A 14,694-nucleotide genomic window follows, 5' to 3' on the forward strand; every position below is an offset into this window, starting at 1 on the left:
CTTGTCATCCTGTCGCCATGTTTACTCGCGAGAATCCGGTTTCTGCCAGTTCATGAAGCCCTGCAGCAGATCAATCGGCAAGGGGAAGATTATGGTCGAGTTCTTCTCGCCGGCAATATCGGTCAGGGTCTGCAGATAGCGCAACTGGATGGCCGCGGGCGCGCCTGCCAGCACGCGGGCGGCATCCACCAGTTTTTCCGAGGCCTGATATTCGCCCTCGGCATGAATGATCTTGGCGCGGCGCTCGCGTTCGGCCTCGGCCTGGCGGGCGATGGCGCGGATCATGCTTTCCGGAATGTCCACGTGCTTGATCTCGACATTGGCGACCTTGATGCCCCAGGCATCGGTCTGGGCATCGAGGATGGTCTGGATATCCTTGTTGAGCTTGTCCCGCTCAGAGAGCATTTCATCGAGATCATGCTTGCCGAGCACGGAGCGCAGGGTGGTCTGGGAAAGCTGGCTGGTTGCAGCCGCGGCATTTTCGACCTGAATCACGGTCTTGGCTGCATCCACCACCCGGTAATAAATGACGGCATTGACCTTCACCGAGACGTTGTCGCGCGAAATCACGTCCTGGGTGGGCACATCCAGCACGATGGTGCGCAGGTCCACCCGCACCATCTGCTGCAGGATGGGGATCAGGATGAAAAGCCCCGGCCCCTTGACCTTCCAGAAGCGGCCCAGTTGAAACACCACCGCGCGCTCGTACTCGCGCAGCACCTTCAGGGATGCCGCGAGAAAGACGACGACCAGGATCAGCAGAAACATGAGAGCCGAGGACATGTTCACTCCTTTGGATGGTAATCAGGACAGGGAAGCAGCGTCCCTGATCGGTTCGACACTGAGAGTCAGGCCATGCAGCGCGGTGATCCGCAGCCTGTCGCCCTTGCGCACGGCTTGTGTGCTGCGTGCCTGCCAGGTCTCGCCGTCGGCATGCACCCAGCCCTCCCCGATGAAGTCCTCCAGGGCCTCGGCCTCGCCGCCGACGAGCCCCTCAACACCGGTGACCACCGGCCGCTGACGCGCCTTGAGCGCCAGCACGGCGATGCCGAATATGACAGCGGCGCTGGCCAGCGCGGCAGTGGCGATCAATAGCCAGGAGATACCAAAACCGGGAATTTCACTATCCATGAGCATCACCGAACCGAGCACGAATGCGACCAGACCCCCAAGCCCCAGGGCACCGAAACTCGGTACGAAGGCTTCCGCCGCGATAAACATCAACCCCAGGAACATGAGGGCAAGCCCAGTATAGTTCACCGGCAGCACCTGGAAGGCAAAGAGCGCCAGCAGCAGCGAGATCGCGCCAAGCACGCCGGGCAGCACGAAACCGGGGCTGGCCAGTTCGAAGATGATGCCATAGACGCCGATGAGCATCAGGATGTAAGCGATGTTGGGATCGGTGATCGTCGCCAACAGGCGGTTGCGCCAGTCGGGCATCTGTGTTTGTACCGGGGCATCCCTGAGCGCCAGCGTGTGGGTCCCGGTTGTGGTGCGAACGGTCTGGCCATCGAGCTGGCGCAGCAGCGCTTTTGTGTTGGGCGCAAGGCGATCGATCACGCGCAGTTGCAAGGCCTGCTCCGCAGTCAGGGTGGCGGCCTCTCGCACCGCCCGTTCCGCCCAGTCGGCATTGCGCTCACGAAGCTGCGCCAGCGAGCGGATGTAAGCGATGGCATCATTGAGCTGCTTGCGTTCCATGGCATCAGGCGCGCCTGCCTCATCTGTCGGCTGTTTCTCGCCACCACCACCGAACTGCACCGGAGTGGCTGCGCCAAGATGGGTACCGGGCGTCATGGCGGCGATGTGGGCGGCATAGAGGATATAGGTGCCGGCGCTCGCAGCCCGGGCGCCGGCTGGCGTGACATAGACCGCCACGGGCACCGGCGAGGCCAGTATCCTGCTGATGATGGCGCGCATGGATGTATCCAGCCCGCCGGGCGTATCGAGTTCGATCAGCACGAGCTGGGCATTGGTCTCCTGCGCCCGCGCCAGACCCTGCCCGACGTACTGATCCGTCGCCGGGCCAATGGCGCCTTCGATGCGCATGACAAGCACCGGCGCGCTCTGCGCCTGGGCAATTCCGGCGCCTGCGAACCAGGCAAACAGAAAGGCCAGGACGGGCAAAAGCGTTATCAGGAAAGGCCGGGCTGCTTGGCATTTTCCGATATCCGGTCCACTGGCCCCGTACTGGATCATATGCCGTTCTCCATGACTGGGGTCCAGGCAGCGCCTGCAGGCTGCCTGCAACGGTAGGCAATCAACCTATCTTTCCAGTATAGACCCAAGCTGCCCACTTGACGTTCTCTCTTCGTTCTCCTTATGATAGCGCACAAATGGAGAACATACCCGGGAGGATACATGACACCACGCCAGCAGGACATACTCAGCATCATTCGCGAGTATCAGCAGGAATTTGGCTATCCGCCCACCCTGAGCGAGCTTGGTGAGCGCCTGGGCATCAGCGCCAAGAGTGCCGTGCGCAAGCACGTGCAGGCCCTGGCCCGCGATGGCTTCATCCGGCTCACCGCACATCGGGCGCGCGGCATCGAACTGGCCGAACTGGGCGGCAGGGTCACGGTACGATTGCTGGGGGCCATCGCCGCCGGCCAGCCCATCGAGGCGGTGGAGATCCCGGAAGAGATCGAGCTGGGCGAGTTCCTGCTCGGCAGTGGCGCGCACTATGCCCTGCGCGTCAAGGGCGACTCGATGATGGAAGACGGCATTCTCGATGGCGACGTGGTCATCATCGAACCGCGCCCGACCGCCCGTGCCGGCGAGGTGGTGGTGGCCCTGGTGGATGGCGAGAACGCCACGCTCAAGCGCTTCTATCCACAGGGCGACATCATCCTGCTGGTGCCCGCTAACAGCAGCATGCAGGCCATGGAGTATCCCGCCAGCCGGGTCTGCATCCAGGGCGTGGTGATCGGGCAGATGCGCAGCTATCAGCGCTGATGCCCTTGCCCTCCTGCCCTCCCGGACTTAGGCTCGTCACATGTCCCTGATCGATGCCATCGCAGCCGCCATTCATGCCGCTACCGGGGAGGCCTTCACGCCGCGGGAAAGCCGGGACCTGGCAGGCGGCTGCATCAATGAGGCCCTGCTGCTCGATGATGGCCGCAGGCGGTTTTTCGTCAAGCTCAACCGCGCGGATCTGGCTGACATGTTCGAGGCCGAGGCCGAAGGACTTGCCGTCATGGCGGCAACGCAGGCCATCCGCGTGCCCCGGCCGGTTTGCAGCGGCGTCAGCGGCGGGCAGGCTTATCTCGTGCTGGAATACATCCCGCTTGGCAAGCCGGGAAGGCAGGGGGGCGTAGCGCTCGGCCAGGCGCTGGCGCAAATGCACCGCCATGTCCAGCCACGCTTTGGCTGGCATCGCGACAACACCATTGGCAGCACGCCCCAATGCAATGACTGGCAGACGGACTGGACCACCTTCTGGCGCGATCAGCGTCTGGGATTTCAGTTAGAACGGGCAGCGCAGCAGGGCCATGGGCGCGAACTGCAAACGCGCGGCGAAAAGTTGCTGAGTTGTCTCCCAATGCTTTTGAAAGGACATCAGCCGCAGGCCTCGCTGCTCCACGGTGATCTCTGGAGCGGCAATCATGCCTTCGATGAGCACGGCGCGCCGGTGATCTTCGATCCAGCGCTTTACTATGGCGATCGCGAGACGGATATCGCCATGACCGAGCTTTTCGGGGGCTTTCCGCCGGATTTTTATGCCGCCTACCGCGAAGCCTGGCCGCTCGATGCCGGCTATGCGCTGCGCAAGACCCTCTACAATCTCTACCACGTCCTGAATCACCTCAATCTCTTTGGCGGCGGCTATCTGGCCCAGGCCCGGCGCATGATCGACAGTTTGCTGGCGGAGTGCCGCTGATTGACGCGTCAACAAGCCAGGACCAAGGTCTTACATTCCTCTGCGGCCTGTTCATCAAGCTGTCACAAGGCCGAACTATGATATGGCAAGACAGGCCGGAGAGGAGCAACCGTCATGAATCATCCCACCGCAACAGGCATTCGCCAGCTACGCGAACAGGCAGGACTGGACCCCACAAGCATTGCCCGGCGTCTGGATCTGTCGCTGCAGGATTACCTGGCCATCGAGGCCGGGCAGCAGCCAATCCCCCAGCGCACCTGGTGTCAGATGCAATCCCTGCGTTATGAGTTCAAAAGTCTTTTCGGGGAAACGCCGAGATCCGCCGCCTGAACGCAGGAAAGCCGGGGTACCCCGCAGGATACCCCGGCTTTCAACACGCCATCTAGCGTGACAGCGCCAGCATGAGCTGATTCAGGCGCGCCACGAAGGCTGCCGGATCTTCCAGTTGTCCGCCCTCGGCCAGCACGCCCTGCTCCAGCAGCAGGCGCGACCAGTCGCCAAAGCGCTCGCCGTCCTGCTCGGCCTCCAGCCGCTTCACCAGCGGGTGCCCCGGATTGACTTCCAGCACCGGCTTGCTCACCGGCACATCATGGCCGGCGCGTTTGAGCATCTGCTGCATGTAAAGCGCCATGTCCTGCTCATTGAGCACGATGCAGGACGGTGAGTCGGTGAGCCGATGCGACACCCGCACCTCGGCGACTTCATCCCCGAGCGCGCTCTTGATGCGCTCCACCAGGCCCTTGGCTTCCTGCTCGATCTTTTCCTGCTCGGCCTTTTCCTCGGGGCTGCCGATCTTCGAGAGGTCCAGGTCACCCTTGGCCACCGACTGGAAGGCCTTGCCCTGGAACTCGAAGAGATGGCTCATCAGCCACTCATCGACACGATCCGACAACAACAGCACCTCGATGCCCTTCTTGCGGAAGATCTCCAGATGCGGGCTGTGACGCGCGGCATTGTAGCTCTCGGCGGTGATGAAATAGATCTTCTCCTGCCCAGGCTTCATGCGGTTGATGTAATCCTCCAGCGAAACGGTCTGCTCGGCGCTGTCGTTCTCGGTCGAGGCAAAGCGCAGCAGCTTGGCGATCTGCTCGCGGTTGGCGTAGTCCTCGCCCGGCCCCTCCTTCATCACCCGGCCAAATTCCGTCCAGAAGGTCTTGTATTTCTCGGGCTCGTCCTTGGCAAGGCCTTCCAGCAGGCCCAGCACCTTCTTGACCGAGCCGGCGCGCATGTTGTCGATCAGCTTGTTGGACTGGAGGATCTCGCGCGAGACGTTCAGCGGCAGGTCGCTGGAGTCAATCACGCCGCGAATGAAGCGCAGATAGCGCGGCATGAGCTTTTCCGCGCCGTCCATGATGAATACCCGGCGCACATAGAGCTTCACGCCATGCGGCTGATCGCGGTCAAAGAGATCAAAGGGCGCCTTGGACGGGACATACAGCAGCGAAATGTACTCCTGATTGCCCTCCACCCGGTTGTGGGTCCAGGCCAGCGGATCCTGGAAATCATGCGCCACATGCTTGTAGAAGGCCTTGTATTCGTCCTCGCTGATCTCGTTGCGCGGCCGCGCCCAGAGCGCCGAGGCCTTGTTGACCACTTCCCATTCGTCGGTGGGCTCATCCTGCTCGTTGCGCTTGCGCATCTCGATCGGCAGCGGGATATGATCGGAGTAGGTCTGGATGACCTGACGCAGACGCCAGTCATTCAGAAACTCGTCCTCGCCCTCTTTCAGGTGCAGCACCACTTCGGTGCCACGCGCCGGGTGCTCGACCGTCTCCAGCGTGTAGGCGCCCGATCCATCGGACTCCCAGCGCACGCCATGCTCGGCCGTCATGCCCGCGCGACGGGTAGTGAGCGTCACCCGGTCGGCAACGATGAAGGCCGAGTAGAAGCCCACGCCGAACTGGCCGATGAGGTTGGCGTCCTTGGACTGCTCGCCACTGAGCTTGCTGAAGAACTCGCGGGTACCGGAACGGGCGATGGTGCCGATGTTCTGGATCACCTCCTCGCGATTCATGCCGATGCCGTTGTCCGTGATCGTGATGGTCCGCGCCGCCTTGTCAAAATCTACCCGGATGCGCAGCTCGGCATCGTTCTCGTACAGCGAAGGATCGGACAGCGCCTCGAAGCGCAGCTTGTCACAGGCATCCGAGGCATTGGAGATCAGTTCGCGGAGGAAGATGTCCTTGTTGGAGTACAGGGAATGGATCATGAGGTGCAGCAGTTGCTTCACCTCGGTCTGGAATTCCAGGGTTTCCTTGTGGTGCTCGACGGCCATGCGGACGCTCCTTGCTTATTTGAACGAATCTGCAGGCAGGATGGGGGCACTGGCTGGCGAATTCAAGGCTCGGTTCTGGAAACGATTGAAAACACCCGCATGCAGGATACCTATGCATACTGCATTGCCATGTAGCAGATCAGGGAACCCGGCTCTGGGGCCTGAGATTTGCTGGGGGCGGGGCATTATTGATAGCATGATGGAATGGAGGGCGCCATGGCTGATGACACTGAAAATCTTGTGCTGGAACATCTCAAGGCGATTCGCGCCGATCTGGCCGCGGCGCGCGATGACCTGCGCGACCTGACCCACCGTACGGGCCGGGTAGAACTAGCCATCGCTGGGTTACGTCGGGACATGGCGCACTTTGATGAAAGTCACGCGTAAATCAGTGTACGCATGGATCGGCTGAACGACCGGATCGAGCGCATCGAACGGCGACTGGAATTGCAACCCTAGCCGGATCATCATGGTCAACCCGCCCCCATCATTGCGGGCCGGCCCGACCCAAGCTGGGGCGATGCTGCGCCAAATTCCGCGCTAATCAGTGCCAAGTCTTGCGCCCGGCTACACTCGTGGAGCAAAATCGGAGCAAGAAAAAGGGTTTAGCCGGAGAGCTAAACCCTTTGATTTATATGGTCGGGGCGAGAGGATTCGAACCTCCGGCTTCTGCCTCCCGAAGGCAGCGCTCTACCAGGCTGAGCTACGCCCCGTCAATCTTCGAGAACTAAAACTGTCTTTCCACCGAGAAATCGGCTAGATAGGCCAGTGCATCGCGCTGTGGACCAGCAGGCAGGATGTCCAGCGTGGACTTGGCCTGGCCGGCGATCTTGCGGGCAAGCCCAAGAGTATATTCAATTGCTTTTGTCGACGCAATGATTTCCAGCACCTGATCCAGGCTGCCCAGCCCTTCCTCCGCCAGCGCCTGACGCAGGACGGCCTGTCCGGCAGGGTCCGACTCGCGCATGGCATGGATGAAGGGCATGGTCGGCTTGCCTTCCGCCAGATCGTCCCCAACGTTCTTGCCGAGCGTGGCGGACTCGGCACTGTAATCCAGGGCGTCATCGATCAACTGGAAGGCCGTACCGAGCAGGCCGCCGTACTCGGCCAGTGCCAGTTCCTCGGCTGGCGGGCGCTCGTTGATCACGGCGCCGATGCGCGCAGACGCTTCGAACAGCTTGGCCGTCTTGGCGCGGATCACGGCAATGTAGGCGGCTTCATCGAGATCGGGATTCTGGGTATTTTCGAGCTGCTGGACCTCGCCCTCGGCAATCACGCTGGTCGCTTCGGCCAGGATCTTCAGGATGCGCAGGTCACCATCGGCCACCAGGACCTCGAATGACCGGGCATAGAGAAAGTCGCCCACCAGCACGCTGGCGGCATTGCCCCAGACCTGGTTGGCGGTGGCCTGATTGCGGCGCATCTCCGAACCGTCCACCACATCATCGTGCAACAGTGTGGAGGTGTGGATGAATTCGATGACTGCCGCCAGCGGGATGTGCCGGCTGCCCTGATAGCCGAACAGCCGGGTGGCCAGCAGCAGCACCATGGGCCGCAGCCGCTTGCCGCCGCTGGCGATCAAGTAGCTTCCCAGCGCGGGAATGGTGGGCACGGCCGATTGCATCTGCCCCTGAATAGCCCGGTTCACTGCCTCCATGTCCGCAGCTACGAGCGATTTGACGTCTTCCAGATTCATGGCACCATTTAAAGGCTTCGAAGGGGCAGGATGAACGGTTTCTAGTTGCGGGGAAGCCGGAAAATAGCGCCATCTTAGGGGCCCTGTTCCATCAGTGTCAAGGTGGCGCGCCCTGGCTGGCAGCCCATCAGACGTGGCCTCAGCAGAATATTGACCTTGACCTGCCGAATCGGTAGTATTGCCGCCTTTACGAAGCGTGGCAGTGCGGGCCACCTTCCCCTGTCACGATTTGCAAGATCAAAGGTTTGGAGGTTCTGGCATGTACGCGGTAATTGAAACCGGCGGCAAGCAGTACAAGGTAGCCGTAGGCGACTCCCTGCGAGTCGAGAAGCTGGAAAATGACGAAGGTAGCGAAGTTACCCTCGAACGCGTGCTGATGGTCGGCGATGGCGACAACATCCAGGTGGGTCGCCCCCTGCTCGATGGCGCCCGCGTGACCGCGGTGGTGGCCACGCAGGGCCGCGCCAAGAAGGTCCACATCTTCAAGATGCGCCGGCGCAAGCACTACCGCAAGAGCCAGGGCCATCGCCAGTATTTCACCGAGCTGAAGATCACTGGCATCAGCGCCTAACGAACACTGTAGAGGTCAATCTCCATGGCACACAAGAAAGCAGGCGGTTCTTCCCGCAACGGCCGCGATTCCCATTCCAAGCGACTGGGCGTCAAGCGCCACGACGGCCAGTTCGTGCTGGCTGGCAACATCCTGGTCCGCCAGCGCGGCACCAAGATTCACCCCGGCGAGAATGTCGGCATCGGCAAGGATGACACCCTCTTTGCCAAGGCCACCGGCAAGGTAGCCTTCGTGCGCCGCGGGCCGCAGAATCGCACCTACGTGCGCATCGTCGCCGAAGCAGAAGCTGTAGCGTAACAGCTGCCGCTTCACCCCCAAGGCCCTGCCAGGGAAACCTGGCGGGGCCTTGTGTTTGCAGGCGCCTGAAACTTGGGTTATCGCCTGCCCAGCATTACACTAGATGGAATTTCATCCATCCCGCGACGAGGGCGGACAACGAGTCAGCCCAGGATCAAATCAGCCATGCGTTTTATCGATGAAGTAAACATCAAGGTTGCCGCCGGCCACGGCGGGTCGGGCGCCGTCAGCTTTCGACGCGAGAAATTCGAGCCCATGGGCGGGCCGGACGGCGGCGATGGCGGCAAGGGCGGCGACGTCATCCTTGAAGCCACCGAAGGGCTCAACACCCTCATTGACTTTCGCTTCCAGAAAAACTACCAGGCCGAACGCGGCCACGGTGGGTCCGGACGCCAGAAAACCGGACGTTACGGGTATGACAAGGTCATTGCAGTGCCGGTTGGCACGGCTGTCTATGACCGTGACACCCAGGAGCTGCTGGGGGATCTCAGAGAGCCCGGCCAGCGCCTGATCGTGGCCAAGGGTGGGCGCGGCGGCAGAGGCAATCTCTGGTTCAAGTCGAGCACCAACCGCGCGCCGCGCCGTGCTGACCCTGGTGAAGAGGGCGAGGCTCGCGAACTGCACCTGGAGCTGCGCCTGCTGGCCGATGTCGGTCTGGTGGGCCTGCCCAATGCCGGCAAGAGCACCCTGATCCGCGCCGTCAGCGCCGCCCGCCCCAAGGTCGCCGACTATCCCTTCACCACCCTGCACCCGAATCTCGGCGTGGTCAGCGTGGAACCGCACAAGAGCTTCGTGCTGGCGGACGTGCCCGGTCTCATCGAGGGCGCCGCCGAAGGTGCGGGACTTGGCATCCGCTTTTTGAAGCACCTGACCCGCACCCGCCTGCTGCTGCACCTGGTCGACATTCAGCCCGTCGATGAAAGCGATCCGGCCGAAAACGTGCGCGTCATCGAAGGTGAACTGGCGCGTTACAGCGAGGCACTGGCAGCCCGACCGCGCTGGCTGGTGTTCAACAAGATGGACCTGATGTTGCCGGAAGAAAGCAGTGAGCGCGTCGCGGAAATCACCCGCGCCCTGGACTGGCAGGGGCCGGTATTCGCCATTTCCGCCGCCACCGGCCAGGGTTGCCGCGAACTGGCCGAAAAGATCTACTACGCATTGCAGGAACTCCCGCCGGCACCGCCGATCGTCGATCCGGAAGATGCAGACTGGGGCAAGACACCGGCAGCGCTCGATGAAGATGAGGCAGGTGACGACTGGGATGCCGACTGGGAAGACGATGACAAGGACTGAACGCCTGACCCGGGCACGCCGCTGGGTCGTGAAGATTGGCAGCGCCCTGCTGACCAACAATGGCCAGGGACTTGATGAGGCCGCCATCGGCCGCTGGGTGGCGCAGATGATCGAGCTGCGCCGGCAGGGGATCGAGCTGATCCTGGTATCTTCCGGCGCGGTTGCCGCCGGGATGCGTCGTCTGGGCTGGACCCAGCGGCCTGACAGCCTCAGCGCCCTGCAGGCGGCGGCAAGCGTCGGCCAGGCCGCCCTGGTGCAGACTTATGAGGAGCATTTTCAGCGCGGCGGCCTGCATACCGGCCAGATCCTGCTCACCCATGAAGACCTGCGCAAGCGCGGCCGCTATCTCAATGCCCGTGGCACACTGCGCACCCTGGTCGAGTTGGGCGTGGTGCCCATCATCAACGAGAACGACACCGTCGCCACCGAGGAAATCCGCTTCGGCGACAACGACACCCTCGCCGCCCTGGTCAGCAATCTCGTGGAAGCCGACCTGCTGGTCATTCTCACCGATCAGCAGGGACTTTATGAGGCCGATCCCCGCCGCAATCCCGAGGCACGCCTGCTGCCGGAAGTGGTAGCCGGAGACCCGGCCCTGGAGGCCATGGCCGGCGGCGCGGGCAGCGGCATCAGCCGCGGCGGCATGCTGACCAAGGTGCGGGCCGCCGGCCGGGCCGCCCGCTCGGGAACCGCCACGCTCATCGCCAGCGGGCATCATCCGGACGTGCTGCTCGCCCTGCGTGAAGGTGCGATGCTCGGCACCTATTTCAGTCCGCGCCTGGCACGCCTGGCAGCCCGCAAGCAATGGCTGGCGGGCCAACTGCAGGTTCAAGGCAAGCTGTTTCTGGATGCGGGGGCCGCGCGCGTGCTGCGCGAGGAAGGGCGCAGCCTGTTACCGGTGGGCGTCACCCGGCTTGAGGGGAATTTTCAGCGCGGTGACCTGGTCGCCTGCCTGGATCCGGAAGGCCGTGAAGTGGCCCGGGGACTGGTCAACTACGACTGGCAGGAAGCGCAGCAGCGGCTCGGCCGATCCAGCACGGAAATCGCCCAGCGCTTTGGCGCCCTGGATGAACCCGAGCTGGTGCATCGGGACAACCTGGTCTTGAGCGGCCACTGAAAATTTCACGGATACCGCCCAAAGCAAGGCGCCGCCACGAAAACCCGTAGCGGCGCATGAACTTCAATTCAGGCCGGAATACTAGGCGCTGGCGGAAAGCGCCTTGATGCGGGCCGACAGGCGGCTCTTGAGCCGGGCAGCCTTGTTCTTGTGGATGATACCCTTATCGGCAACGCGATCCATGGAAGACTCCGCGATCTTGAAAGCCTGCTGAGCCTGGGTCTTGTCACCAGACTGGACAGCCTTCAGCACCTTCTTGACATGGGTCCGGAAAGCAGAACGGTGGCCGGCATTCAGAAAGCGTTGGTCATTGTTCTGGCGGGCCCGCTTGCGTGCCTGTGCACTATTTGCCACTGCGATTCTCCTAAATGGAATGAGGTTTCGCCGGGATCATCGTCCCGATTGAAAGCCGCCAATTATTGGCGAAATAAGCCGCCTTGTCAAATCCACGAGCGCTTCAGCTTGCACGCCGATAGTGTAGAATTCCCCCATTTGCCAACAGCCGCCCGGCAAGGCCAGCGCAGATAGAAAGGAAGTCTCTTGAGCAGAAGCTTGATGAAGAGTGTGCTGACCATCGGGGCCAATACCATGGTGTCCCGGGTGCTGGGCTTCATTCGCGACATCATCCTGGCGCGCACCTTTGGCGCCTCGGCTCTGGCGGACGCCTTTTTCGTGGCCTTCCGGATACCGAACCTGTTTCGGCGCCTGTTTGGCGAAGGGGCCTTCGCCCAGGCCTTCGTGCCGGTCCTGGGTGAATACAAGGCCACCCGCAGCGAGCAGGATACCCGAGCCTTCATCGACGACGTCACCGGCTGGCTGGGGCTGGCGGTATTCGGCGTGACCCTGCTCGGGATGCTGACCGCCCCCTGGGTGGTGATGCTCATCGCACCGGGATTCAGCGACACACCTGACAAGTTCGCGCTGACAGTGGATCTGCTGCGCATCACCTTTCCCTATCTCTTCTTCATCTCCCTGACCGCCCTGGCCGGCGGCATCCTGAACACCTACGGCAAGTTTTCGGTGCCGGCCTTCACGCCGGTCTTTCTCAATCTGTCGATGATCCTTGCCGCGCTGGTGCTGGCGCCCTGGCTCGGCAATCCCGCGCTCGGCGTAGCCTGGGGCGTCTTCCTGGGTGGCCTGGTGCAACTGCTTTTCCAGATCCCCTTTCTGCTGCAGATCCGGCGCCTGCCGCGCCCCCGTCTGCGCCGGCGCGATCCGGGTGTCGCCAAGGTGCTCAAGCTGATGGGACCGGCCATCTTTGGTTCCTCGGTCGCCCAGATCAACCTCTTTCTGAGCACCATCCTCGCGTCCTTTCTGGCCAGCGGCAGCGTCGCCTATCTTTATTATTCCGACCGCCTGGTGGAATTCCCGCTGGGCGTCTTTGGTGTGGCGCTGGGAACCGTGATCCTGCCGACATTGTCCGAGCAACAGGCCACCCATGACCAGGAACGCTTCAACGGGACGCTGGACTGGGCACTGCGCCTGGTGGTCATCATTGGCATTCCGGCCACCGTGGGCCTGCTGATCCTTGGCGAACCCATGCTGATCAGCCTGTTCCGGTATGGCGCCTTTGACATGCACGCGGTCGCGATGAGCCAGATGAGCCTGATCGGCTATGGCCTGGGCATCGTGCCCATCATTGCGGTGCGGGTGCTGGCTCCGGCTTTCTATGCACGCCAGAACACGCGCACTCCTGTCAAAATCGGCATCATCGCGCTGTTTGCGAACATGCTTTTCAGCGTCATGCTGGTCTGGCCGCTGGCACATGCCGGTCTGGCCCTGGCCACCACGCTGGCAGCCGCGGTCAACGCCAGCCTGCTCTACCGGACCTTGCGTCGGATGCAGGTATATACGCCCCTGCCGGGCTGGGGCCGGATGGTGTTTTCGGTATTGCTGGCGAGCCTGGTGATGGGGGGACTGCTTTATCTGGCACAGGGAAATGCCTCGCAGTGGCTGGCTCTCGCCATGCCACAACGACTTTTATGGCTGCTGGGCCTGGTGGCCCTGGGTGCCGGCGCCTTTTTTGCTGCCGGCTGGTTATTGAATATTTCAGAGCTTAAAGCGCTTAAACAGTTATCCAAGAGGAAACGTGGAAATGGGTGAGGCATTTTATGGCGCATCGAGCTGCGCCGTGGACGACATCGTCAGCATTCGCCCACCAGGGGAAACGCGAATCTTCACGCTATCCAGCGCCCGGACCCTGTTTCCGCTGGTGCGTCGCATCACGGCTGAAAGTGCCTCCGAGCTGAATCCGATCAGCCGGCGCCTGCGTGAAGCATTCACCCTGAAAAACGACGTGGCATCTCTCGAACAGGCCTATGAACTGGTGGTACGCAACTGGGTGGCCAAGATGGAGCGCCTGGGCCTGGTGGTCAAGGGCCTCTGGCTGGTGGACTTCGATACCGGCGATGGCTATCTCTGCTGGCGCTACCCGGAAGAAGAGCTGGCGCACTATCACCCCTACCACAAGGGCTTTACTGGCCGCCGCCCCATCGCGGAAGTCATCGCATTGAAGCAGCCTGAATGGGCCCGGGGCGCCTGAGCCCTCGCATCTCTGGACGATCCGGTCCGCAACTTGTACCCTAAGCGGTCTGTTTCCTGGGGTCAGTGGCAGGCTATTGCCCGGATATGAATAAAAAAATCCACCTGTATACGCGCCCTGAGGCCATTCCCGGCCTGGATCGGGGTAGCCTCGTCACCATCGGCAACTTTGATGGCGTTCATCTGGGCCATCAGGCGATCATCCGCCAGGCCATGTCCCAGGCCCTGCCCAGCGTCATCATGACCTTTGAGCCCCTGCCCCGGGAATATTTTCACCCCGAGACCGCGCCCGCGCGCCTGAGCAGTCTGCGCGAGAAGGCCATAGCACTTCAGCAGCTCGGGGTGGAAAACCTGCTCTGCCTGCCCTTCCGGCGCGCCCTGGCGGAGCTCGACGCGCGGGCATTCGTCCGCCAGATCCTGGTCGATGGGCTGCACGCGCGGCAGGTCCTCGTGGGTCACGACTTTCGTTTCGGCCGGGCCCGTCAGGGCGATCCTGACATGCTCGAACAGCTTGGCCACCGACATGGCTTTACGGTGACGGTCATGCCGCCGGTCTGTCTCGATGGCCTGCGCGTCAGCAGCACGGGCCTGCGCGCCTGTCTGGCTGCCGGCGATCTGGCACAGGCCCGGCGTGAGCTGGGCCGCCCCTATGGCATCTGCGGCCGGGTGATTCATGGCGACAAGCGCGGGCGCCAGATCGGTTTCCCCACGGCCAATATTTCCCTGCGCGGGCGCAAGCCGGTGATGACGGGCGTCTTTGCCGTCATTGCCGAACGGGCGGACGGCTCGCGCCTGCCGGCGGTGGCCAACCTCGGTACCCGGCCTACGGTCAACGGAGCGGCACCGCTGCTGGAAGTACATATTCTCGACCACAACCCGGATCTTTACGGTGAACGGCTTTTCGTGCATTTTCTTGCCCGGATCCGCGAGGAAAGACGCTTCGCCAGCCTTGATGAGCTGCGGCAACAGATCGGGCTGGATGTCGAGCAGGGTCGCCGCCTGCTCCAAAATCAAGGAATTTGAACAC

16 protein-coding genes and 1 tRNA gene are annotated in these 14,694 nt (G+C 62.3%); 11 read left to right on the plus strand and 6 right to left on the minus strand.

Annotation, left to right across the window (positions count from 1 at the left end; translation table 11 throughout):
• Nucleotides 1-21: 21 nt before the first annotated feature.
• On the minus strand, nucleotides 22-783 hold the full coding sequence (locus tag WOB96_RS11890) for a slipin family protein (protein ID WP_341371515.1): 762 nt from the start codon (nucleotides 781-783) through the stop codon (nucleotides 22-24).
• A gap of 21 nt (nucleotides 784-804) precedes the next feature.
• Complete coding sequence (locus tag WOB96_RS11895) at nucleotides 805-2,196, minus strand: NfeD family protein (RefSeq protein ID WP_341371516.1); 1,392 nt, start codon at nucleotides 2,194-2,196, stop codon at nucleotides 805-807.
• A 162-nt stretch (nucleotides 2,197-2,358) separates the two neighbouring features.
• On the opposite strand from WOB96_RS11895, the gene lexA reads away from it, so the two are divergent.
• The 3 genes from lexA to WOB96_RS11910 all read left to right on the plus strand — a co-directional run bounded on the left by lexA (nucleotide 2,359) and on the right by WOB96_RS11910 (nucleotide 4,207).
• Entirely contained in the window at nucleotides 2,359-2,952 is a 594-nt protein-coding gene (lexA, locus tag WOB96_RS11900) for a transcriptional repressor LexA (protein ID WP_341371517.1), read from the plus strand.
• 40 nt (nucleotides 2,953-2,992) lie between these two features.
• Nucleotides 2,993-3,877, plus strand: coding sequence for a fructosamine kinase family protein (locus WOB96_RS11905; protein ID WP_341371518.1), 885 nt, complete (start codon nucleotides 2,993-2,995; stop codon nucleotides 3,875-3,877).
• A gap of 114 nt (nucleotides 3,878-3,991) precedes the next feature.
• Nucleotides 3,992-4,207: a helix-turn-helix domain-containing protein gene (locus WOB96_RS11910; RefSeq protein ID WP_341371519.1), complete on the plus strand. Its 216-nt coding sequence runs from the start codon at nucleotides 3,992-3,994 to the stop codon at nucleotides 4,205-4,207.
• Nucleotides 4,208-4,259: 52 nt separating this feature from the next.
• Here WOB96_RS11910 and htpG read toward each other — a convergent pair whose 3' ends face one another.
• On the minus strand, nucleotides 4,260-6,152 hold the full coding sequence (gene htpG / locus WOB96_RS11915; RefSeq protein WP_341371520.1) for a molecular chaperone HtpG: 1,893 nt from the start codon (nucleotides 6,150-6,152) through the stop codon (nucleotides 4,260-4,262).
• Nucleotides 6,153-6,368: 216 nt separating this feature from the next.
• Between htpG and WOB96_RS11920 the strand changes: the two genes are divergently transcribed.
• Nucleotides 6,369-6,539, plus strand: coding sequence for a hypothetical protein (locus tag WOB96_RS11920; protein WP_341371521.1), 171 nt, complete (start codon nucleotides 6,369-6,371; stop codon nucleotides 6,537-6,539).
• Nucleotides 6,540-6,788: 249 nt separating this feature from the next.
• On the opposite strand, the gene WOB96_RS11925 is transcribed toward WOB96_RS11920, so the two are convergent.
• Nucleotides 6,789-6,865, minus strand: a tRNA-Pro gene (locus WOB96_RS11925).
• Nucleotides 6,866-6,879: 14 nt separating this feature from the next.
• Nucleotides 6,880-7,848 (minus strand): polyprenyl synthetase family protein, encoded by a 969-nt coding sequence (locus tag WOB96_RS11930; RefSeq protein ID WP_341371522.1) that lies wholly within the window; start codon nucleotides 7,846-7,848, stop codon nucleotides 6,880-6,882.
• Nucleotides 7,849-8,107: 259 nt separating this feature from the next.
• Here WOB96_RS11930 and rplU point away from each other — a divergent pair, with 259 nt between their 5' ends.
• The 4 genes from rplU (at nucleotide 8,108) to proB (ending at nucleotide 11,126) form a co-directional block, all read left to right on the plus strand.
• Nucleotides 8,108-8,419 (plus strand): 50S ribosomal protein L21, encoded by a 312-nt coding sequence (rplU, locus tag WOB96_RS11935; protein ID WP_341371523.1) that lies wholly within the window; start codon nucleotides 8,108-8,110, stop codon nucleotides 8,417-8,419.
• A gap of 24 nt (nucleotides 8,420-8,443) precedes the next feature.
• Complete coding sequence (rpmA, locus tag WOB96_RS11940) at nucleotides 8,444-8,716, plus strand: 50S ribosomal protein L27 (protein WP_341371524.1); 273 nt, start codon at nucleotides 8,444-8,446, stop codon at nucleotides 8,714-8,716.
• 165 nt (nucleotides 8,717-8,881) lie between these two features.
• The gene (cgtA, locus tag WOB96_RS11945; RefSeq protein ID WP_341371525.1) at nucleotides 8,882-10,009 is read left to right on the plus strand and encodes an Obg family GTPase CgtA; all 1,128 of its coding nucleotides are present in this window, start codon (nucleotides 8,882-8,884) and stop codon (nucleotides 10,007-10,009) included.
• Nucleotides 9,996-11,126 carry a glutamate 5-kinase gene (gene proB, locus WOB96_RS11950; protein ID WP_341371526.1) on the plus strand — a complete coding sequence of 377 codons (1,131 nt, stop codon included), beginning with the start codon at nucleotides 9,996-9,998 and terminating at the stop codon, nucleotides 11,124-11,126. Before cgtA ends, proB begins: the two co-directional genes overlap by 14 nt.
• 81 nt (nucleotides 11,127-11,207) lie before the next feature.
• Here proB and rpsT read toward each other — a convergent pair whose 3' ends face one another.
• Entirely contained in the window at nucleotides 11,208-11,480 is a 273-nt protein-coding gene (gene rpsT / locus WOB96_RS11955; RefSeq protein ID WP_341371527.1) for a 30S ribosomal protein S20, read from the minus strand.
• A 186-nt stretch (nucleotides 11,481-11,666) separates the two neighbouring features.
• Between rpsT and murJ the strand changes: the two genes are divergently transcribed.
• From murJ to WOB96_RS11970, 3 genes are all read left to right on the plus strand, one after another.
• Nucleotides 11,667-13,229, plus strand: a complete 1,563-nt coding sequence (gene murJ, locus WOB96_RS11960; protein WP_341371528.1) for a murein biosynthesis integral membrane protein MurJ — start codon at nucleotides 11,667-11,669, stop codon at nucleotides 13,227-13,229.
• Nucleotides 13,222-13,668 (plus strand): DUF2203 domain-containing protein, encoded by a 447-nt coding sequence (locus WOB96_RS11965; RefSeq protein ID WP_341371529.1) that lies wholly within the window; start codon nucleotides 13,222-13,224, stop codon nucleotides 13,666-13,668. The genes murJ and WOB96_RS11965 overlap by 8 nt, the downstream gene beginning before the upstream one ends.
• Nucleotides 13,669-13,754: 86 nt before the next feature.
• Nucleotides 13,755-14,690 (plus strand): bifunctional riboflavin kinase/FAD synthetase, encoded by a 936-nt coding sequence (locus WOB96_RS11970; RefSeq protein ID WP_341371530.1) that lies wholly within the window; start codon nucleotides 13,755-13,757, stop codon nucleotides 14,688-14,690.
• Nucleotides 14,691-14,694: the final 4 nt, after the last annotated feature.

This window comes from Thermithiobacillus plumbiphilus, from assembly GCF_038070005.1.
Classification (GTDB): Bacteria; Pseudomonadota; Gammaproteobacteria; order Acidithiobacillales; family Thermithiobacillaceae; genus JBBPCO01.

Bases quoted from the DNA above. Each gene is read 5' to 3' on its own strand.
- WOB96_RS11890 (WP_341371515.1), bottom strand. From the start codon at position 783: ATGTCCTCGGCTCTCATGTTTCTGCTGATCCTGGTCGTCGTCTTTCTC.
- WOB96_RS11895 (WP_341371516.1), bottom strand. From the start codon at position 2,196: ATGATCCAGTACGGGGCCAGTGGACCGGATATCGGAAAATGCCAAGCA.
- lexA (WP_341371517.1), top strand. From the start codon at position 2,359: ATGACACCACGCCAGCAGGACATACTCAGCATCATTCGCGAGTATCAG.
- WOB96_RS11905 (WP_341371518.1), top strand. From the start codon at position 2,993: ATGTCCCTGATCGATGCCATCGCAGCCGCCATTCATGCCGCTACCGGG.
- WOB96_RS11910 (WP_341371519.1), top strand. From the start codon at position 3,992: ATGAATCATCCCACCGCAACAGGCATTCGCCAGCTACGCGAACAGGCA.
- htpG (WP_341371520.1), bottom strand. From the start codon at position 6,152: ATGGCCGTCGAGCACCACAAGGAAACCCTGGAATTCCAGACCGAGGTG.
- WOB96_RS11920 (WP_341371521.1), top strand. From the start codon at position 6,369: ATGGCTGATGACACTGAAAATCTTGTGCTGGAACATCTCAAGGCGATT.
- WOB96_RS11930 (WP_341371522.1), bottom strand. From the start codon at position 7,848: ATGAATCTGGAAGACGTCAAATCGCTCGTAGCTGCGGACATGGAGGCA.
- rplU (WP_341371523.1), top strand. From the start codon at position 8,108: ATGTACGCGGTAATTGAAACCGGCGGCAAGCAGTACAAGGTAGCCGTA.
- rpmA (WP_341371524.1), top strand. From the start codon at position 8,444: ATGGCACACAAGAAAGCAGGCGGTTCTTCCCGCAACGGCCGCGATTCC.
- cgtA (WP_341371525.1), top strand. From the start codon at position 8,882: ATGCGTTTTATCGATGAAGTAAACATCAAGGTTGCCGCCGGCCACGGC.
- proB (WP_341371526.1), top strand. From the start codon at position 9,996: ATGACAAGGACTGAACGCCTGACCCGGGCACGCCGCTGGGTCGTGAAG.
- WOB96_RS11965 (WP_341371529.1), top strand. From the start codon at position 13,222: ATGGGTGAGGCATTTTATGGCGCATCGAGCTGCGCCGTGGACGACATC.
- WOB96_RS11970 (WP_341371530.1), top strand. From the start codon at position 13,755: ATGAATAAAAAAATCCACCTGTATACGCGCCCTGAGGCCATTCCCGGC.